The sequence below is a fragment of the Rheinheimera fenheensis genome, from assembly GCF_039871805.1.
In the GTDB taxonomy this organism is placed as follows: Bacteria; Pseudomonadota; Gammaproteobacteria; order Enterobacterales; family Alteromonadaceae; genus Alishewanella; species Alishewanella fenheensis.
This window is the reverse complement of record NZ_JBDPJM010000004.1, coordinates 201529-221981: the sequence shown is the minus strand read 5'-3', so window position 1 is coordinate 221981 and position 20453 is coordinate 201529. Positions and strand designations below refer to the sequence as shown.

The window sequence follows — 20453 nt, the reverse complement described above, 5'->3', positions numbered from 1 at the left end:
GATTAACTCCGTATTTCGTATGTCTACATTAATTTTTTAACCATTCAACTAAGTTATCGACTGCAGCAACGCTATGTTCGTAAATTATCCCTAATTAAATCTTAAAATTTCTACTGACACTGATTTGGGCGGCATATCTAAGCTATCAGACTATCCGAGGGGCAAGACCTTTTAGTATTTACTTAAGAGCGAGAAATTATCATCTAGTGGAAACTACACCCTAGGCGCACGACAAGACGTGCAGCTCTGTTGCTTGGGCATGCCATGATCTGTCTATTTATGGACGGTTCTATGCTCGCTCACTGGACAATAAGTTTTTAACGGCTGCCTTTGGGCAGATCAACGACAGGAGGTTTTAGTGTTCAGATTTATTTATGCATTATGTTTCGGTTTTTGTTATTTGCTCAGCTCGTATAGCCAGGCGGGGATCATAGAATTTAATGGTTATTCGAGAGACGAGTCTAGTAAATTTATTAAGGGGCAGGGTCTTGAGTGGTTGCGTTGGGATCAGGCCAACGGCATGTCTATAAACGAAGGTTTAGCTAAATTTTCCAGCCAGGGATGGCGACTAGCAAGCAACAAAGAAATGGCCATATTGTTCGATGCCTTCAACTTTGGTGAGCTCTCTTGGGTGTTACAGGAACATCAGTCACAACGGCTAAGATTATCGTGGTCAAACACAACGTTCGACCCCCTTGATAATTTTTTGCAATTGTTTGGATTTACCGCGCTGTCCTCATGCAGTATCAGTGGGGTATCAACCGGGTGCTATGTTGATTATGACCCATATGCAGTGTCAAAAGTGCTTTTCGGAAACGATCAGAACCAAAATAGTATGTTTAATATGGCTGAAGTCTTGTCAGATGCATCTTTAAGTAATAATGGCAGTACAACGACCCAGGATGGGTTTGTTGCATTTTATGCTGATATTTTTAGTAAAAACTATTCAAAGGCTAGTCTAGCATTGGTGAGAGATGCTGCTCCAGTAAGCCTGCCAACAACGGTAACTTTGTTCTTACTGTCCCTGACTATTCTATTCTTTACTTGTCGTCATCGCCTTATAGCCAAAGCTAATCGTTAGGTACTTTTCCTTTCTTCAGCCTTGACTATGCAATAGTTGCTCATAAAGACCTGAACATTTGAAGTGTTCAGGTTCTTATCCTAAATTTAGTTTTGTGTGCCCTGATGTAAAACACTGTAGCAAGAATTCAGTGAGGTATTATGAACGAGGCTGTGCTTAAACAAATTTTGCATCAGGCGCATGATGCAATAATTATCACTGATGAGACTAGCCTTGTGATTTTCTGGAATAAAGCTGCAGAGCAGCTTTTCGAGTATCGCGCAGATGAAATATCGGGTAAGGACTTTCATGACTTAATATGTCCCGCCGATATCCGAGAGCGAGCAAAAAGCGCAATTCAAAGACACATTACCAATGCTCGGTCTGGTCAACCGGGGTTGTCTGGCGTCATCAGAGCTTTGCGAAAAAATACTCAGGGGGACTTTTATGTTGATTTGAGTATCTCTTCTATTTTTGACGAAAACGGAAAGTTGTGGATTTATGCCATTATCAGGGATGTTACTGCAAAAGTTTTAAATGAGGCAGCGTTAAGTGCTAAAGCATATACTGATGAACTGACCGGCTTACCCAACCGTCGGAGATTTCAGTCTGTTTTTGAGTCAACAACAAACACAGCTGTAACTCTGTGTATATTTGATATTGACCGATTTAAAAGTGTTAATGACAAATATGGGCATGATGTCGGAGATGAACTAATCAAATATTTTGCTAGTGCTTTCCTTAATAAGTTGCAGTCTGCCGTGATTGTCTCACGTATGGGTGGAGAAGAATTCTGTGCACTTTATGCTACAGACGAGTGCAGCAAAGTAATTGCTGACATCAATCAAGCATCGCAGTATTACAAAAACAATTTTAGCAACACACTCGGCATTCCGTTATACACTTTTTCTACTGGGATATCATGTTGCAGCAACCTGGTTTCACATCGAAGCTTAATGAAAAATGCTGATATTGCTTTATACCTTGCCAAAGAAAATGGACGTAACAGAATAGAAATACATTAGACGGGAGCACAGGTGCCAATAATACCCCGTGGTGCCTTCATAAGCTTAACACCGTTAAAAGTAGTGGATTCCTATACGTTAGAGCTGTTCTAGTTTAATAGCTTTGCGAAGTCCTTAGCGCATAGACGCCACTTCCTGCTATTATAAAATCTGGAACCAATTTGATCGCTCTTCACACCCGAAAACTCGTTGCTGTAGTGTTCCAGCACGCTGTGAACAAAAGACTCCTTATGTGGGTTTTCTCCAGTTCTATTTTGCCTCAGAATTAGCATCGCTGTTGTCGTTGCCATGGTCTCAAATAATTCAAAGTGACCGGTGTCTGACTCAAAGAAGTTGGTACAAAATAAATTTTGGTAACGCTTTGATATGAAACCTAAATAAAGCTCGTTTTTACTGTTTTTGTAGTTAACAAAGTCCTCAAGTAACTTTTGGTGTCCAGTGAAACCTGTTGCCCAAACTATGGTTTCAACGTGAGCTCTATCTCCAGTAAAAAACAGGACCTCTTTCCCTGATATTTTGTTAATTTCACCCTGAATTTTGATTCTTCCATGCGTAATATGATGGAATATTTCTGTGTTGGGGATGGCTGGCTGGTGCAATAACTTATGAGTAGGTTCGGGGAGGCCGTATTTACTCAGGTTGCCAATGCAAATCTTTAACAGTGCATTTGTGGTAATGCGTTTGAGCCAATCCGGCATAAGACTATGTTCAGACGAAAGCGTATCAATAGGGACACCAAACATATGTTTAGGTACAAAGTGGCGCGCATCTTTGATAGATAGAAAGACATTCGAGTGATGTCTTGCTAACTCGCATGCGATATCAATTGCGGAGTTTCCTGAGCCAACCACCATAATATTATCAGATTGAATTTTTCTAGCTGAGACATAATCAATCGAATGCATATTACCACCTTGAAAGGAATTAGCTATTTCAGGAATGTAAGGTTGCCAAAATGCACCTGTCGCACAGATAACGGCATCGTAGAGCTTAGCGGTGTTATCACTGAAATGAACTAACCACCTCAAACCTTGTTTAATCTCTAACTTTAAAACGCGAACACCAAAGGTGATATTGGTGTATAAATCAAAATGAGTTGCATAATCTTTCAAATAGCAAAATACTTGAGAGTGATGTGGATAATCAGGGTAATCACTCGGCATGGGAAAATCTGAGAATGAGGATTTGGTTTTACTTGATATTAGATGAGCTGCTTCATAAAGTGGTGTATTGCGACGGTTAATGTCCCAGAGCCCTCCAACCTCGGTGTGAGAGTCAAATTGTTCATAGGGAATATAGGCATCTCGAAACGCTTTAGCCATTGCCAATCCCGATGGGCCGGCTCCAATAATACAAGCTTTAAATGTCATATATTTACTTGAGTTTCCAATGTTGCAAGTCGACGTAACGTGACTACTCATCAGTGTGCCACTAAAGTGGTGGCAATCACCTCTACCTCAATAAGTGCAGAAGGCGTGTAAAGTCTGTTTACTTGATACCAGCTTGACGCAGGATACAAACCTTCTGGGTAGAATTGCCGGCGCACTTTTTGAATTTTGATTAAATCATCAATGTTAAGAACACTAATACGTTCGTTCAAAACGCCTGACATTGATGACCCATGACTCTTGAGTGTTTTCTCTAATGCTTTGTAAACCGAAACCAGCTGTTCCTCTAGGGTCGCTCCCTTAGCAATTATTCCCGAAACGTATAAAAGATTATTGTGCTTTACTACCTGTGCATATCCAATTTCTTGTTGAAACGGCATAGAGAAATAACGCTCTATCTCTTCAGCTTTCGATATGTAAGGTAGGCTAAGTAGGCACACAAAAGTAATAATTTGGTTAATTGATGCTCGCACTTTGCGTCTCTCCAGATTTAATTGCTATCACGCTAACTTCACGTTGCTGTGTCGATACGACGCCAAACATGTCAGTCACTCTAACTTCAATTATATGAAGTCCTAAGGGGAGATCTTTGGGAAGTGTTGCTTTCCACAAATGTGTTGATATTTCAGGGTTACTGGGTCTATTGCCTGGGAAGGGCTCTTTAAGCACATCCCACTTAAAAAGGTTTACAAGGTACGAAGGGTCGTACTCTTTGACTTGCTCCATTTTTAACCAGCCGGAGGGGCCAACTCTAAATTCAACCTTGGTTAGTTCGTTACCAATATAGTGATTAACATATATCCATGGAGAGCGTCTCTGTCCATGAATGATACTTTTGGGCGCATAGATATTGAAATCATCTGTAAAGTGCTCGCTCGTTACAACGTATTTAAAAGTGTATTGAGTGTTACTAAAATGAACCTCAGCATAACCTTGGGGAGTACCATCACGCATTTGTGCGAGTGGGAGCATTTTGCTGTCGAGCTCCCCTTTAAACCAGTCACCAGAAGTAGTGCCAACATTAAACTCGTTTATCGGTATTTCATTGAGTCGACCTATTTCATTTCTGTGGAGCAAATTTTGTTGTAGATGAGTGTGACCAGACAAAATCAATACCTTATTAAAGTCGTTAAGATGAGAGATAAGTGTTTCCCTAGATGTGAGATTCCATCCATCAAATTGGTCATCCAACGGCATGTGAAAAGCTATAACTAATGCATAATCCTTTGGCAAAAGTTGGAGAAAGTTAACGGCAAAATGGAGATCTTGCGCACTTAGATCCGCTTGATACCTTATACCATCCCGGGGGTCTGGATAGCGGACATTATCTAGAATGAGAAAACCGACTTTACCTTGTATAAATGCGTAAGTTTTGGGGCCAAGCAATTGTTCAAAATATTTAGAACTCTCTTCATCAGACTTGGATGAGTAATCTATATCATGGTTACCAATCACGGTATACCAGGGTTTCTGCAGTGATGCTGTAGACTTCAGTACTGGCTCGATCATGTTTAGATCGTTAGCAACCAAGTCACCCAAAGTAATGCCGAAATCGATTTCATCACCTTCAAATCTATTGATAATAGTTTGTTTGAAATAGTTTAATTGTTTATCTGAATCAGGTTGGGGATCTGCAAATACTGCAAATGAGAAATCTTCGCTGATATCAGTTTTGACCAGAGGGAAATGCAGGTTTGAATCACAAGAATGTTCTATATCAATGGTTTGATAAAAATTCCGATGCATAAGTGCATTAAGTGGCGACCTATATCCCGCTGGATCAATTACAAATATAAAGTTTCCGCTGGCGCGTTTTAAGGTAAAGCCTCCATCGTGTTGTGTACTAACAATGTCTAGACCGTTGGACAGCATTACGTCGGGTAACAAGTTTTCGTGGTTATCAAGGACACCGTTTTCATTCTCATCGAAAAACACTTTCCCATGTATCTCGCATGTAAGGGCGTCAAAATGAAGCACTAGACTTATTAATGCGGTAAGTAAAGAGGGTACTTTCATATCGAATTCACACTTGAGACGGGAGTTTCAGTAACGGCCTTAGGAAGCTTCTCTCGTATCGCCTGATGCACTGTGTGTCACGTGCATAGTGGTATGCAGCGATAGACTCTGCATCAGCTAATGAATCTTTCCTGTATTTCTCATAATCAGTAAATGAGTTAAAAGAGAATATGGCATACGCAATGTCATTTGCACCCTCTGACGGTAAAAAGTAGCCGTGATGGATACCGCCAAATTTCTCTACAAGCCCAAGCCACAGCTTAGCGTAATGTTCGAATTCGAATACTTTTTCTGGGTAAATTTCGTATTTGATATGGCAAGTTATCATTTTAGACTCCAGTTTTTGAGCACAAATATTAGTCACAAACCGCTGCTTCCAAGCCTATTTTTTTACTAAAATAAACCTAGTTTTACTTGTGGTTATTACATTCTTGCATTTGCATATTTATCTGATTTTTAGCGATCAGCTCTCTGACAACCGAGTATCGTTAACACATTAATAGTGTGATATCAGTTAGAGGTGTTCAGTGGAACGTTACAGTATTTATAAGTTTATTCACAAAGGATTACGTGCAGCGCTAAGTAGTGCTTTAGTTGAGCTTGGCAAAGTAAACGACAGGAACCGGAAGGAAAGCGATGCTGTGTTGGACGGGGTGCATAATGTATTAAGGTTGTGTAGCTTACATCTCAAACACGAGAATAATTTCATTCATGCCGCCTTGGCACGCATTGGTCACCCCGGGCCATTGCAGAGTGAGCAAGATCACGAGCACCATGTATCGCATATAAGAACACTCGAAAACAAAGTAAAGCAAGTGCGTAATAGTTATGCTGAAAATGACTTTTTTGTGCTGTATATCGAGTTTAGCTTATTTGTTGCAGAAAACTTCTATCACATGCACCACGAGGAGACTGACGTAAATCGACTGCTATGGCATTACTACAGCGACGAAGAAATCGTAGCAATAGAGCTTGCAATTCTTCAATCTTTAACCGAAGAGGAATCCTTTGAATTTACGATGTTGATTTTGGAGTTTATCTGCCAGTCTGAACGTTTATCTATGCTCAGATCTATGAAAGTAGCAATGCCGGCAGAGCGCTTTAGAAGTTTAGTTGTTGCCCTTAAGGACTTTGTAAGCGAGCAAGCCTGGATTCAGCTCGTCGATGAAGTAGGGCTTAAGCCTGAGTTAAAAGCTATATAGAGTTCTGTCCTTTTCGTTATGTACCTTTTGCACCTTACTCGCTAAAATGAACTGCGAAATCTAGTAAGGTGCATTTATGTCGAAGCTAATTGATGAAGAGCTGTCAGCTTTCTTATCTAGCCATGTTTCACTGCACTTGTCCTGCGTTACATCAAGCCTCAGGACCAGTATCGTCAGGTGTGTTGGTGCAAGAGTCGATAACGTAAAACAAAAAATTAGTTTGTTAATTCCTGGTTCCCAGGCAAGAGAGATAATTGAACATATTGGACGGAAAACTGCTGTTGCAGTTGTGTTCACGGATCCTGAAACCTATCGCTCCATTCAAATTAAGTCTAATAATGCAACTATTGAGACATCCGTTGCATCAGACGTACAGCTTCATCAAGATTATGTAAAAAAATTTACTGAACGGCTTAGAGTTTATAATATACCCCCGTCATATGTGCATACGCTCTGTTATTGTCAATCAGCAGATTTACAGGTTATTACTTTAAGCCCTCAGCAATTATACGATCAGAGTCCAGGACGGCTTGCTGGTACTCTTCTTGGTACTATTTAGCAGAGTTTATGATGAATAAAGTAACAATTGATGATATCAGAAACTGTCTGGAGGGCTTGGTGCCCTCAGCACTCTCAACATGTTCTCCGGAGGGTGTTCCAAATGTTAGTATGATTTCGCAAGCGTTGTATGTAGATTCATCGCATGTTGCACTGTCTTTTCAGTTTTTCAATAAAACTCGTGAAAACATTATCCTCAATCCGTTTGCTAACCTTCTGGTTATGGATCCGCAGACTTCAGCCAGGTACCGTTTAGATCTTAGATATATCGCTACACACACCTCGGGCCCTATTTTTGAAAGAATGAAGGCAAAGCTTGCCGGTATAGCATCTCACGAGGGAATGCAAAATGTTTTCAGGTTGAAAGGTTCTGACATATATAGAGTTGAAAAGATTGAGCATGTACAGGGACATGAGTTACCGGTGGAGAATCAAAATTCATCATTGCTACCTGCTATGCAGAGAACCATAACTGCGATAGATAAGTATCTGAATCAAGAAAATCTTATAGATGTGTTGCTATCAAATTTACAGTCTCAATTTGGTATTCAACACTGCATGTTTTTAATTGCCGATAATCATGCCCGTAAACTATATATGCTTGGCAGTATGGGATATAAAAGCTCAGGAGTTGGCTCAGAAATACCTTTTGGATGTGGTGTAATTGGTGTTGCCGCTGAGACCAAAGTACCGATTAGAATAATGTTTGCTTCTTCAGAATATTCATATGGCAGGCAATTGGAGGACCGAGAAAGTAAAACAAACATAGTCGATCTGGAAAGCAGAATTGCTTATCCCGGTCTTGAGATGCCAGAGAGTCAGCTAGCCGTGCCTTTAATCAGTAACGGAACATTGCTGGGTGTGCTTTACATGGAGAGCTTACAACAGGCTGTGTTTGGATATGACATTGAGGACGTTTTACAAGCTATATGTTCTAAGGTCGCAGATAGTATGAAGTTGCTTCAGTTCGCCGATGGTACACAAACTTCTGAAGATTTGGACCGAATTGATGAGATTAAGAGTGAGCAACCGCACATCACGGTGAGTTATCACAAAAGAGACCATAGCATTTTTATCAACGATGTTTACCTTATTAAGGGGGTGGCGGGCGCTATATTGTGGCATTTGCTTAATGCATACACTCACAGAAAGCAGACTGAGTTCAGTAATAAACTGCTGAGGACCAGTGCTAATCTACCTTTACCTGATATTACTGATAACCTCGATGCCAGGCTAATACTTCTTTCTCGCCGTTTAGCTGAAAGGTGCCCGGAAATATCAATTAAGAAAACTGGAAGAGGATGTTTTTGTTTAAATTTATCGACAGTTGTAGTGCTAAGACTTGAAAATGAATAACCGAATAATGCTTATTCAGTTATTCAAGAATATTAATTAGATAAGGTCTGTTGACGTTGTAAAATTCACTCTGTCGGTGAAGCAGACAAAACTTGATTGGTAAAATATTTGATAGCGGCCAGTGTTCTTTCGATATCTTTGCTCGTGGTGGCCCAACTTGAAACACTTAATCTAAACGCATCTCTTCCGTTCCATACGGTTAAACCGAACCAACACTCTCCACTTTTCTGTACAAAGGCGTGAATTTTTCTGAGTTGCTCTACTGAGCCTATTGTGGCCACAACTTGATTTAGTGAGACTTCGTTAAGTATTTCATACCCAATCTCACGCAAACCGTTTGCTAAACTTTGAGCATGTTCGCAACACCGGTTAACTAGATCTTCTATTCCAATTTGCCCCATTTCCTTGATTGCTGCCCACACTTCGATGCCCCTTGCACGCCGCGAAAATTCAGGCACCACATCTTTTGGCGAAATGCTAGCATCCCGAGTAAGATAGGGAGCCCCAGTGGTCATTACACTGTGCACGGCTTTGGGGTGTCGACAAATCGCAAGGCCGCAATCGTATGGTGTATTTAACCATTTATGACCGTCAACAGCCCATGAATCGGCTAAATCAACACCATAGTTTATGTGTCTTTGTCGCTCAGATGCAGAGGCCCATAATCCAAATGCTCCATCAATATGCACCCAAGCACCTGAGTCTTTAAGTTTGGGTATAATCTCGTTAAATCTGTCGCTAGCACCAGAGTTCACATTGCCGGCTTGTAAACACACTATAGTGTTTGGGCCAACATTGGGTATATACGCGGAAATGACACGACCCTGACTGTCGCATGGTACTCTCTGTATTTGTTTGTCACCAAACCCTAGTATTCTCAATGCTTTGTGTATAGTCACGTGGGCTTGCTCAGAAACTATAATGTTTAATTTAGGCGCACCGGACAAACCCACTTTAGCAATATCAACACCTATTTTTTGGTATTGATATTCTCTCGCTGCCGCCAAGCATGTAATATTTGCTGCTGAAGTGCCGGTTGTAAAGCCCACACTACAACCAACAGGTAGCATAAGCAGTTGAAGAATCCACTTTGCTGCGATGCGCTCATAATGAATAGCAGCAGGTGAAGAGGACTCTAGCATTGCTATTTGATCCCAAGCGGCATTTAAAATTGCAGCCCCCATTGCAGCTGGGCTTGAACCTCCAACAACTAGTCCAAAATATCTGCCTCCAGTCGTAGCCACCGTTGATGCCGAAGACGAATGAAGTTGATCCAGTACTGCTGTTGCGGGAGTACCTTGTTTTGGTAGTGTTATATCAATCTCTGTCAGGGCGTTCAGCGCACTTTGAGTAGGAAAAACATTGCGGGTATGAATGATGCTGACATATTCTTTGGCATAGTCAGATGCTCTTCGTACTGCATCGAAAGCACTTTGTGTAATATCTTTTGGTTGCATAATACTGCTCTTGACTAGTGTGTTAGGGAATTAACGTTTTTCGCAAAATGTAAGAGGGGAGATTTTCTGGAGCACTTCAGCTGGCCAGGCCGCTTCCCGGTCTTTTGCTGCGCTGCATAACAAAGCATTAAGTTCTCTTTTGCCCAACCATCTTCCTTTTGTCATAACCCCGCTAGGATTTCGGGCATGACTGATTCGTTCAAGTGGATTTTTTTCAAGTAACACCATCTCAGCTCTTTTACCTTCCTCAATTGTGCCTTGTATCGGTTGTAATCCTAGATGCCGAGCCGAAGTGACGGTCGCCGCTTTTAATGCTTCAAACGGTGTTAGTCCTGCTAAAACCATTTCCTCAAGTTCATCATGTAGTGAAAAGCCGGCAATATGAAACCCTAGGTTGTCACTACCTGCTACTACTGGAACCCCTGCTTCAACAAGCTTCTTAGTAAATTGTCGTGAGAGTATGTGCGAGTCAGAAATGTACTTCTGCATAAATGCTGTTCTGAAATGCGCACTTTGATAAGAGGGGTTGTTTTTGTTGGTAAACCATTCATATTCTTCGAATGCCATAAATCGAGTAAGGCTTCTTTTCTTAAGACTTTGGAATTTGATGTCAGTGGTGTAGTGGGGGATCATTGCAATGATACTGAGTGAAGAGACAATAGCTATTCCACTTGTCTTAATTTTTGCAACGATTTCGTCAACTTTATTGTTATGCTTCGGATCAGGCGTAATACCATTTTGCATTGCAATTGCGACAAGTTCTTCCACATGGGAAAGTTCATGCATACGCAAGCTGTAGTTCAAGGGCAAGTGCCTTTGTGCATGACCAATTACTGGGATATTAGCTTTATAAGCCTCGTCCAGTAATCTGAGATAGACACTTTTCTCAAGATTACCGCGTAGTTTAATGTAGTCATATCCTTTATCTATGTGCAGTTTTACTAATTTAACTGCATCGTCTGGCGTTTTTAAGTTATCTTCGCTTAAATGCATGCCCGAAGTAAGATATCTAGGTGCGATGACTTCTATTAGCTCACTTCTTCTCTTACTTTCAATTGCGTCTTGCCCTGGAAAGTCAGCGAGATTTCTAATGGCCAAAACACCATTTGCAACATGGAGTTTAAATAAGGTTAGAGAGTCTTCAATCTCAGGTCTATGTTGGTGTACATGCGCATCGATTAAACCAGGGATCAGATAACCATTTTGGCCGTCAATAATAATGCACTCTTTGGGCAAAGGGGGCGCTAACGTAGGACTATCAGTAATAGTCGTAATTAGCCCATTTTTGACCTCTACTCTGCGATTAAAATCGACAGAATCAGTCACCATGCTGATGACATTTACATTATCAATTACATAGCACTTTGCTGCTAGTGAGGATGAAAGGAGTAGAAAAGGGAAAACTGCTAGAAATCGCATAATACAGAGCTCTTAGACAATTAATTAGAACAGAGTTTAGACAGTCATTTAATTGATGAAAGCTAAATTTTACCTAAAAATATACTTGTTTGTGTTTAAAGCAGATTAAGTCTTTTTTAGCTTACCAAAATGAGCTTTAGGGTTATGGTTTAAGCAAGACGAAAATCATAGGACTGACGCGAATGAAAACTCCGAATCATCATACTGCATGGCATCCTGAGACAAATATTTTGGACACTCGCTTGTCAGGTACTGTCGACACTGAATTTGTAAGACATTGGGCGAATGGGTTTGTACGATGTTTTAACTCTGCAGCGGTTGTTGGTAACTTCAAGTTGTTACTTGATTTAACTGGTTACGAGCCGATTGATATCGATGCCCATAAGCAGATGCGAGAGGTTATCCCCGCTTTTTTGTTAAAACATGGAATGGTGCCTGCTTTTATCAAGCTTTTCGAAAACACAGACTATCATGTCGTTAGTGATCCACAGGCCAAGTGTTGGGCCTTTGCAAATGTACACCACGATGTTTCGAAAATGCAAAATTATCAGGAAAAGATATCCTGTAATTATCAGCAGTTTTTTCACAGCAGAATCGATGCTGTTAGTTGGTTACAATCTGTCGGAGAGAACTAATGTTAAAGTTTTTTGTTTTGCTATCTGTTGTCTTACCATTATCTTGCCAAGCTAATTCAGTTTACTTTGGGAAATCCTCGCCTACAAACTTCGATTTTTTAGACCAACGTCAACTTCCATCTGACTTTGGCAAAGAAGAGTTTAGCTTAGAGGTTTGGATAAAGCCTGATAATTCCTTTCCTGTTGGCTCGGTACCTAGAGGCACATTCGACCAACTAACAAACTGGTCTTCAGCTGATCCCGCACCTTATTCAACGCCAGGTTGGTGGTTACAGGGAAACTGGCTACTAGATGGTCATAGCCGACCTGAAGGGTTTGCTTTGAACCACACCAGAGAAGGCTCATTTAGTTTGCAATTGTACGGTGGTGGTAGAGTGCGTTGGTTATTCTCTGATGGCAGTCCAGAGGTGCCAGAAAATGGTCGCACTTGGGCGATTCAAGCGTATCCGGCTGATACTGTCCCAAGCTTGTTAGATGGGAATTGGCATCAGGTAATCTGTATCCGCAGGTGGACTGAAGATGGAAAGGCAGCTCTTGAGTTATGGGTCGATGGTAATTTGATAGCAAAGCAACTCATATCATCTCGTGTCAACATGAGGCAATTCTGGGATTCAGTTCCGCATCCTAAAGATCCTGAAAACCTCGGCGGTTGGAGTTGGGGTGCTGAAGTTATGACCGCATGGGGTTTTTATTTTACCCAATATGAAGACTACAAGGGACACATAGACGACATCCGGTTCTGGAATAAAGCGTTAAATAAGGAAGAGATTTTCAACCTGATAAATAGGCAGCCATTAAACTCAACCCCTGGATTATTAGCTTGGTACGATTTTTCTGAAGGTGTAGGCCCAGTCGCTGCGGATCGATTTGATAAAACGGGCCAAAGACAATTAATTCTCTATCGTATGGACTCGTCGTGGTCGGTGAATGGTAGCAAGGACAAAGTAAACTAATGTCATTGCTTTGAGTTAATTCTTTCAGGATGGGTATGCTTTGAATTTTTCAGTTTTTAAGTGGCTTAATAAGCCTAGCCTAGTCGAAAATCACAATGATTCAGTACTGTCTATTAAGACTGATCCAAATACTGATTTTTGGCAAGAGACATATTACGACATGCGCGTTGATAATGGACATTTTCTGTTCAGCACGTTTAAAACTCATGCTATCGAGATTCAAGTGAGTCTCAGATCGGATCCTCACTCAAGATATGATCAAGCAGGTCTAATGATTCGCAAAGACGCATTCAACTGGCTTAAATTGTCTACTGAGTTTGAAAATCACGCAAGCTCATGGCTTGGTTCAGTCAATACTAAAGCGGGACTTTCGGATTGGGCAACCCAGGAGGTGGTAACATCAAAACATAATGCCTACAAAATCATAATTTGTCGAAATGATGCTCTTTTATTCGGCCTGGTTGATGGAAATTGGCAGCGGATTAGGATCTTAGACATATCTCATTTGTATGTTGATGGTGCTTTAAATATTGGCGTTTACGCATGCAGCCCAAAAGGTTCTGGTTATGAGGTAATTTTTGACAGCCCTCAGATTTGTTATTGACGCAATAAATTATATATAAATCAGTCGCTTATCAAGTCTGGCTTGTTGCATATCATTCTTTTAGGTTTGATTTAGTAATTTGGTCAACCATAAGAATCTATCATATTCGTCGTTAGTCAGGTCAATATTTAAAAATCATGAGGTTGATATGAAGTTTACACTCTCGGCACTAGGTATTTCCGTGTTAGCTGCTTTGCCTGTTTGCGCTCAAGCAGACATGACTGTTGGTGTTATATACAATAATTTTTCGCAATCTTTTGCTGGCAATGAAATTGATAGCGGAGCTGCTGCTGTGCAGTTGGGATATCGCTATAAGTTTGCCGATACAACCCTTGCAGTTACGCTTTTTGGTAACGTTGGTGTTGGCACCAATACTGAAAATGTTGAGCTATTTGGTGAGGTTGTAGAGTATGAGGTCGACAACTATTATTCAGTTTCATTGCGTCCAGAACACAAGGTGTTCGATAAGGTAACCGTATACGCTCTAGCCTCTTACGGTAAATTTAAATCCTCTATACGCCAAGACGGCGAGTCATTTTCAGATACTGCAAACGAGTTTGGCTATGGTGTTGGTACTTTAGTTAATGTTTTTGACGATGTATCACTGAATTTGAGTTTCGAAAAATACGACCAAGTTGACAGCTTAGCTATTGGTTTAGAATACAAGTTTTAAATCTTAAGTTTATTTAGCGTTGTCGCGTAGTTCGAAATGATATTGTATGTATAACGTGCCCTACATATTCGGTTCGTTGTACTCTGTAACACATTCCTGATGTACCTTTTACCGCCTTCGGGCGGTTTTTTTATTGGACTGTAAATTGATTTTGGGAAAATGAGACATTTACTAGGTTGCCCTCCCACTTTCAACCTAAGTCCCACACGGGAATGTGTATAACCTGAAAGATAAGCGTTTGCCACATCCAAACCATGCTTTCTGGACATTTTCAGGACATTCCGTTTTGTAGACTTATGCCAACTTTATGTCGTTACGAGGTAAAAATGCGTAAGTTAATCCAAACAAGTTTCATGACCATGGCTATGGCAAGCGTTACCGGTGCCGCCTTTGCTGAAACACAAATTGTAAATGAATTTACTAAAGACAGCTCTGACTGGGTGTATGGCCTGGGTCTAGGCCTGTTATCCGAAGATGAAGGCTATGTGGGCATGGACCGAGAGACAGATCCAACGCCAATTTTATATATCGAGTCTGAGCGCTTCCGTTTGATGGGCCTACAGGCAGAGTATAAAGCTTTATTGGGAAAAAATTACTCCGTAGGTATCCATGTCGAAACTCGGATGGATGGCTTTGAAGTCGGTGATAGTGACTTCTTAGACGGTATGGCCGAGCGTGAGGGAACTTTCTATGCCGGCTTTAATATACGCACTTTCGGAGATTGGGGTCAATTCAGTGTGAAAGCATTGCGTGATGTTGGAAACACTCACGACGGAAACCGGGCTGCTGCTGAATACCGTTATTCGATGCCTTTTGCTGCCGGTATCTTAACACCATGGGTTGAAGTTGAATATTACGGCGCCGATATGATGGAATACTACTATGGTGTAAGCGGTTCTGAAGCAACAGAAACACGCCCTCAGTATACGCCGGATGCAACGATGAACTTCGATATCGGTGTCGATTATCAGTACTCATTCGGCGAAAACCACACGTTCTTAGCCAGCGCAAAATATCGCCGTTTCGGTGGTGATTTGAAAGACAGTCCGATTGTTGAAGATTCTGGCTCAGCACGCGTGTTACTGGCTTATGTATACCGGTTTTAGTTAATCATAACAAGCACATTACCTAATGAAAGACAGAAGGTGGAAACCCCTTATGTTTTTCATTGGGCAGTGACCTCAAATGCAGTTTAATTAGTGGAGAAACGAATATTAAAGAGTTTTGAGCCAAAACTAAAAGTACCACAATTTCTACTTTCCTTGGTGTTCCTTATCGTGGAAGGTTGGTATTAATCCTGACTCTAGATTACGTGAATATTACATTTTAAAAATGTTAACGGTGGGCTGGCATTTTTGCTTACTGAGCATGTGGCAGAAACATATTTTGTAGACCCAAACCAATCAAGAGGTCTTATGAGGCTAAAACAATGCAATTAGTCAGGCGATTTTTTATTCCATTAATGTGTTTAGCTATTGTCGCAATACTAGGTTCACGTCTTTACTTAATGCAGGCTCTGCCACTTTTCGACACGACTGAAGCAAGGTATGGCGAAATTGCGAGATTGATGGTTGACACTCAAGATTGGCTGATCCCGCAATTCAACTACAATGAGCCGTTTCTCGGTGAGCCGCCGCTACATACTTGGGCAAGTGCCTTATCAATGCGATTTTTCGGTCTCTCTGAATGGGCCGTCAGATTGCCTCATTTTCTTGCTTCCCTCTGTGTCCTTTGGGTTACGGCTGTGTTTGTAAAACATCAGGCTGGGGTGCGAGCGGCACTGTTCAGTGTTGGCGTGTTAAGCGCAACGCCAGTGCTCTGGGTATCTTCGGCAATGGTAATGACGGACATGCTATTAGTACTTGGGCTTACTATCTGCATGACAAACAGCTGGTCACTGTTGTCCAGACAGGAGAACAAAATTGGTTATGCGAGCATAAATATCGGCATAGGTCTGCTTATCGGTATGTTGGCTAAAGGCCCGCTCATTATTGTACTTTGGGTAATGACGATTGGAATGTTCTTGCTCATCCAGCGCAGAGCGCTTGCACATTTCAACATTGCCCCTTGGGCTGTTGCCCTTGGAATTGGCGTTGTGCTCAGCGCTCCGTGGTTTATCGCTGTCGAAATCGTTCATCCAGGATTTCTTAACTATTTCTTTATTGGCGAACATGTGCTGCGCTTTATTGATACTGGCTGGGAAGGTGATCGCTATGGTACGGCGCATAACGAGCCTTTAGGTACGATCTGGTTATTCTTTGTGCAAGGTCTCTTTGTTTGGCTACTCGTCGCACTGTGTGCTTTATACCAATCAATCAAAAAAACAAATGCATTTGGGGATCTTAACGCCTTTTTACTCAGTTGGCTGCTTGCCTCGCCTCTGTTATTCACACTCGCCGGGAATATTTTGCCCGCTTATGTTCTCCCAAGCGCTGTTCCTGTGGCCGCATTACTTACGATAAATCTCAAAACGTATGCACAAAGAAAATTCATTATTGTTATGGTCGCCGCCTTTGCTGTACTTCTAATAGCGTTGGCAATCAATAATCAGCGATTGTTGACTAAGAAAACCGATAAATTTTTGCTACAAGACATAAAGGATGATCAGATCATCGTCTATGACACAAAACTTACCTTCTCCGGTCGCTTTTACAGCAATGGCCGAGCTGTCGTAATTAATGACCTTTCAGAGCTTGAAAAATGGTTACGCCAGGATGAGCAATACTATTGGGTTTCGACAAACGGACCCGAGCATGATACTTGCCAGAAGGTGCGCTCGAATTCATCAAAATCACTCTTTGAATGCACTAAAGGGGATCTGCCATGAGGTTACTTGTCGTGGAAGATACGAAAGATGTGGCCGAGCTCCTTTTTGACTATTTTGAGATGAAAGGGTGTGAAATGGACTACGCCTCAAATGGTAAGCAAGGTCTTAACTTAGCGCTATCGAATACCTATGATGCGATTATTTTAGACATCATGATGCCTGGGCTTAATGGGTATGAAGTCTGCAACATGCTTCGAGAACAAGGGGTAAGCACCCCGATAATCATGTTGACGGCGCGGGACACCCACTCAGATATTATTAAAGGCCTGGATAGAGGGGCAGATGACTACGTGATCAAACCTTTTGATACTGACGTCCTTTACGCCCGGGTCAGAGCGGCTGTCAGACGGGCAACGACGGCCGGATCGGAGAATAAGCTTACGTATTCTGGTCTCACATTTAACAGTAAAAATCGTGAGCTCTCAGGGCCGACATCCTCGATATGCGTATCGCCTATTCAGGCGCAATTATTAAAACTGTTAATGCAAAAAGCGCCTGATCCTGTCAGTCGCTCAGATTTACAATACGCCGCGTGGCCTGAAGAGCAGCCCGATGCAGACCTTCTTCGCCGATACATCTATCAACTTCGAGCACAGTTTGAGAAAGTTAGCTCGGATGTGATATTGCAGACCATTCCTAAATTTGGTTATCAGCTCTGCCTTTCATCGGTGACAAGAGAGGGATAATGGGCAATACCAGAATACAAACGCAAATTGCCGGCGCCTATTTAATTGGCATCCTTATGATCCTAAGTTTTTACTATATCGTGATCGAAGTGATTTTATTCAACGCGGAGGATCAATTTGCTGAGAGACGACTGACTCAGATTAGCCACTCACTTGTGGCAAAAGCGGAGTCGACCAATACTAGCACCCCAGTCAAAATTGATGGACTAATAACGCTCTACAACGATTTTCGTACATTGCCACAGTGGGTTAGAGCTCAGATCGGTCCGATTTGGACAGGCCTGCGAGAGGTGGATACGGAATTTGATGGACGTGAGGTTAGTCTGTTGGTCCTAGCAACAACTTCGTTGTCTGGCCAAAAAATGTATATTGTGGAAGACCTCACACAATCAGAGACGCACAGTGATGAGTTGAGCCACATCTCTTCGACACTGTTGGTCGTGGGATTGTTCGTGGCTTTTTTATCGTCATATTTCATGCTAAAGCTTGCTACAACGTTATCCTTGCCGCTTGTTAAATTATCTGAGCAATTGCAAAGATCTCAACCGGAGGACTTGTCGCAAATACGGCTATCGTCTAAGACCAATAAAGAAGTCACTATCCTTCAAGAGAGCATTAATGATTACCGCAATAGATTAAGTGAAGCTTTGCGGCGTGAACGGGCATTTACAAGTTATGCTAGCCATGAGCTTCGCACACCTTTAACGATAATAAAGATGGCAACGAAACTGTTATCTGAGGTAAATGATCCCAAGGTTGTCAGATATTGCTCCAAGCTCACAAACGCTAGCCTCTCAATGGAGCGACTCATCAATACTTTTCTCATTCTAGCGCGCGAAAAAATCGATTTCCGGCAAGAAATGATTATTGACCATGATTGGATATCACAGCTGGTAGCAGACCACCAACAGCGCATCCAAAGCGGTGATGTTATTTTACGAATTGATGTTCAAAACGAGACTCAGGTACAAGCTCCTGATGTGTTAGTGTATGTTTTAGTTGGGAATTTGCTAAGCAATGCCTGTATTCATGCTGCCGGCGGGGTAGTTTGTATAAGAACTGAGAGTAACAGGATTACCGTCTCTAACTCAGCTGGCACTGACCTTACTCATTCTGACAAATCGTTAGGGCATGGTATCGGTTTGGTGCTAGTTAAAGACATTTGCAAAAAACTAAATTGGATATTTAGTCTTACCCCAAATGATTTAGATGGCGTGACGGCGACGATTCTGTTCAATCATGAAGAACCTTGATTTACACCATGACACCCGTCATAAGTTGATTGAAGCAGCAACACGATTATTTATAACTCAACCCCATAAAAAGCTCTTTGCAAAGGCTATATAGCTTGCCCTGATTGACGTCTTGTATTTCAAGATTAGCCAGGTCATAGCTGTAGTTCACTTCTTCACTGCTCTGCTGAAATAATGCTGCAATTTCAGCGGGTAAGTTTGTCAGCGGGGTGCGCTGCAATAAATAGTCTGGGTACTGCTGAATATTAAAATCCGGCGGGAGCTTCTCAGAGTCAACTGATTGCAACTTACCCGAGAACAGCTGCTTGCTGGCGGTCTTTACTGACAACTCATCACTCGAGAATACCGATGCTCCGGTCATTAGTGTTTGTGGCAGGGTGAGCTTGAAATCAGCACCGAATGATAACGTGGTATCGGCATTTACTGAGCAAGCACTAAGTAATACTGCTAGCAATCCGGTAGAAAGTTTCTTCATAATGCATCCTTTTCTGAATACGTAATGATGCATTATGGTCAACCAAATGTAAAATTTAATGTGGTGATAGCTTGGGCTAGTCACTAAAGATGGTGAATTGCTCTGCTATAGGCTGATAAGTGCTGGGTTTATCAATCTGCTGGGCAAGTAAGTCATACGGAATATGGGGTTGCAGCAGCGGTGTAAATTCATCCGTGTCCGTAATGCTCTCGTCCAGCCAGCGGTTTACCAAATCAGAATCCAGAGGTAGTAATAGAGGTGATGCCTTACTATGAATATGCATCAGCTTAGGATTAGGCGGCAGGGTAATAACAGAGCAAGATAATGCGGTTTCGCCGGTATTTTTGTTAAGCCATTCCCGGCATAAGCCGCCCAGGAGCATTGCGCCATCTTTTGCTATCAGGTCGTAATAGTGCAGTGGCTTGTTGTTCACATACTCTGTTTCGCCAAAGCCTTTGGCCGGTATAATGCAGCGACTATAACGGTATGCCTGGTAGCCAGCAGAGCCTTTAACGTTAAGTTTATCGTAGCGGGTGTTAAACGACGTATATTTTGACGGCTTGAAGCCGGTATCGGCAGGCTCTAAAAGCAGCCACCAAATAGCATTGTCCATTCGGCGAATTCCGTCTTTTTCTCTAACAATACTGACTTGGTTAGTAGCTCGGATAAACCGACCGAAAATTGGGCGCTCAGGGAATAGCTGGATCTGCAGCCCCTCACAAAGCTCTCTTACACCAGGATCGTCAATAACGTTAAGTCTGCCGCACATAACTTGTTGATCACTTTTTAAGGTCAGATAAGGGTAGTATGCGCCACTTAATGGAGTGAAAGAATTCGATTAACCGCTTTATTCGCTAATAAGCATT

21 protein-coding genes are annotated in these 20453 nt (G+C 41.9%); 13 read left to right on the top strand and 8 right to left on the bottom strand.

Features of this window, described 5'->3' with window-relative positions; all coding sequences use genetic code 11:
- The first annotated feature begins 358 nt into the window (after nucleotides 1-358).
- Together ABGI61_RS08405 and ABGI61_RS08400 are read left to right on the top strand one after the other, a co-directional pair.
- The gene (locus tag ABGI61_RS08405; RefSeq protein ID WP_347599739.1) at nucleotides 359-1081 is read left to right on the top strand and encodes a hypothetical protein; all 723 of its coding nucleotides are present in this window, start codon (nucleotides 359-361) and stop codon (nucleotides 1079-1081) included.
- Nucleotides 1082-1221: 140 nt separating this feature from the next.
- A complete protein-coding gene (locus ABGI61_RS08400) occupies nucleotides 1222-2085 on the top strand; it encodes a sensor domain-containing diguanylate cyclase (RefSeq protein ID WP_347599736.1) in 864 nt (287 codons plus the stop codon).
- Between the two features lie 89 nt (nucleotides 2086-2174).
- On the opposite strand, the gene ABGI61_RS08395 is transcribed toward ABGI61_RS08400, so the two are convergent.
- The 4 genes from ABGI61_RS08395 to ABGI61_RS08380 are packed head-to-tail and all read right to left on the bottom strand — an operon-like array spanning nucleotide 2175 to nucleotide 5817.
- On the bottom strand, nucleotides 2175-3455 hold the full coding sequence (locus tag ABGI61_RS08395; protein WP_347599733.1) for a flavin-containing monooxygenase: 1281 nt from the start codon (nucleotides 3453-3455) through the stop codon (nucleotides 2175-2177).
- Nucleotides 3456-3505: 50 nt separating this feature from the next.
- Nucleotides 3506-3946 (bottom strand): RidA family protein, encoded by a 441-nt coding sequence (locus tag ABGI61_RS08390; RefSeq protein WP_347599730.1) that lies wholly within the window; start codon nucleotides 3944-3946, stop codon nucleotides 3506-3508.
- Nucleotides 3930-5489, bottom strand: a complete 1560-nt coding sequence (locus ABGI61_RS08385; protein WP_347599727.1) for a calcineurin-like phosphoesterase C-terminal domain-containing protein — start codon at nucleotides 5487-5489, stop codon at nucleotides 3930-3932. The genes ABGI61_RS08390 and ABGI61_RS08385 overlap by 17 nt, the downstream gene beginning before the upstream one ends.
- 7 nt (nucleotides 5490-5496) lie before the next feature.
- Nucleotides 5497-5817, bottom strand: a complete 321-nt coding sequence (locus ABGI61_RS08380; protein WP_347599993.1) for an NIPSNAP family protein — start codon at nucleotides 5815-5817, stop codon at nucleotides 5497-5499.
- 199 nt (nucleotides 5818-6016) lie between these two features.
- Here ABGI61_RS08380 and ABGI61_RS08375 point away from each other — a divergent pair, with 199 nt between their 5' ends.
- From ABGI61_RS08375 to ABGI61_RS08365, 3 genes are all read left to right on the top strand, one after another.
- Nucleotides 6017-6691, top strand: coding sequence for a hemerythrin domain-containing protein (locus ABGI61_RS08375; protein WP_347599724.1), 675 nt, complete (start codon nucleotides 6017-6019; stop codon nucleotides 6689-6691).
- A 76-nt stretch (nucleotides 6692-6767) separates the two neighbouring features.
- The gene (locus ABGI61_RS08370) at nucleotides 6768-7250 is read left to right on the top strand and encodes a hypothetical protein (RefSeq protein ID WP_347599721.1); all 483 of its coding nucleotides are present in this window, start codon (nucleotides 6768-6770) and stop codon (nucleotides 7248-7250) included.
- 8 nt (nucleotides 7251-7258) lie between these two features.
- Nucleotides 7259-8605 carry a GAF domain-containing protein gene (locus tag ABGI61_RS08365; protein WP_347599718.1) on the top strand — a complete coding sequence of 449 codons (1347 nt, stop codon included), beginning with the start codon at nucleotides 7259-7261 and terminating at the stop codon, nucleotides 8603-8605.
- Between the two features lie 65 nt (nucleotides 8606-8670).
- Here the strand turns inward: ABGI61_RS08365 and ABGI61_RS08360 are convergent, their stop codons facing one another.
- Nucleotides 8671-10062 (bottom strand): pyridoxal phosphate-dependent decarboxylase family protein, encoded by a 1392-nt coding sequence (locus ABGI61_RS08360; protein WP_347599715.1) that lies wholly within the window; start codon nucleotides 10060-10062, stop codon nucleotides 8671-8673.
- Nucleotides 10063-10092: 30 nt separating this feature from the next.
- Nucleotides 10093-11481 (bottom strand): amidohydrolase family protein, encoded by a 1389-nt coding sequence (locus tag ABGI61_RS08355; RefSeq protein WP_347599712.1) that lies wholly within the window; start codon nucleotides 11479-11481, stop codon nucleotides 10093-10095.
- 182 nt (nucleotides 11482-11663) lie between these two features.
- Here ABGI61_RS08355 and ABGI61_RS08350 point away from each other — a divergent pair, with 182 nt between their 5' ends.
- From ABGI61_RS08350 to ABGI61_RS08315, 8 genes are all read left to right on the top strand, one after another.
- Complete coding sequence (locus tag ABGI61_RS08350; RefSeq protein WP_347599709.1) at nucleotides 11664-12116, top strand: hypothetical protein; 453 nt, start codon at nucleotides 11664-11666, stop codon at nucleotides 12114-12116.
- On the top strand, nucleotides 12116-13069 hold the full coding sequence (locus ABGI61_RS08345) for a LamG-like jellyroll fold domain-containing protein (RefSeq protein ID WP_347599706.1): 954 nt from the start codon (nucleotides 12116-12118) through the stop codon (nucleotides 13067-13069). Before ABGI61_RS08350 ends, ABGI61_RS08345 begins: the two co-directional genes overlap by 1 nt.
- A gap of 40 nt (nucleotides 13070-13109) precedes the next feature.
- Entirely contained in the window at nucleotides 13110-13673 is a 564-nt protein-coding gene (locus tag ABGI61_RS08340) for a DUF1349 domain-containing protein (RefSeq protein WP_347599703.1), read from the top strand.
- A 148-nt stretch (nucleotides 13674-13821) separates the two neighbouring features.
- Nucleotides 13822-14346: an outer membrane beta-barrel protein gene (locus ABGI61_RS08335; protein WP_347599700.1), complete on the top strand. Its 525-nt coding sequence runs from the start codon at nucleotides 13822-13824 to the stop codon at nucleotides 14344-14346.
- A gap of 326 nt (nucleotides 14347-14672) precedes the next feature.
- Nucleotides 14673-15452 carry a MipA/OmpV family protein gene (locus ABGI61_RS08330; protein ID WP_347599697.1) on the top strand — a complete coding sequence of 260 codons (780 nt, stop codon included), beginning with the start codon at nucleotides 14673-14675 and terminating at the stop codon, nucleotides 15450-15452.
- A gap of 323 nt (nucleotides 15453-15775) precedes the next feature.
- Complete coding sequence (locus tag ABGI61_RS08325) at nucleotides 15776-17173, top strand: ArnT family glycosyltransferase (protein ID WP_347599694.1); 1398 nt, start codon at nucleotides 15776-15778, stop codon at nucleotides 17171-17173.
- Nucleotides 17170-17859 (top strand): response regulator transcription factor, encoded by a 690-nt coding sequence (locus ABGI61_RS08320; protein WP_347599691.1) that lies wholly within the window; start codon nucleotides 17170-17172, stop codon nucleotides 17857-17859. The genes ABGI61_RS08325 and ABGI61_RS08320 overlap by 4 nt, the downstream gene beginning before the upstream one ends.
- Complete coding sequence (locus tag ABGI61_RS08315) at nucleotides 17859-19112, top strand: sensor histidine kinase (protein WP_347599688.1); 1254 nt, start codon at nucleotides 17859-17861, stop codon at nucleotides 19110-19112. Before ABGI61_RS08320 ends, ABGI61_RS08315 begins: the two co-directional genes overlap by 1 nt.
- 46 nt (nucleotides 19113-19158) lie before the next feature.
- On the opposite strand, the gene ABGI61_RS08310 is transcribed toward ABGI61_RS08315, so the two are convergent.
- The gene (locus ABGI61_RS08310; protein WP_347599685.1) at nucleotides 19159-19587 is read right to left on the bottom strand and encodes a hypothetical protein; all 429 of its coding nucleotides are present in this window, start codon (nucleotides 19585-19587) and stop codon (nucleotides 19159-19161) included.
- 76 nt (nucleotides 19588-19663) lie between these two features.
- Nucleotides 19664-20356 carry an SOS response-associated peptidase family protein gene (locus tag ABGI61_RS08305; RefSeq protein ID WP_347599682.1) on the bottom strand — a complete coding sequence of 231 codons (693 nt, stop codon included), beginning with the start codon at nucleotides 20354-20356 and terminating at the stop codon, nucleotides 19664-19666.
- Nucleotides 20357-20453 lie beyond the last annotated feature (97 nt).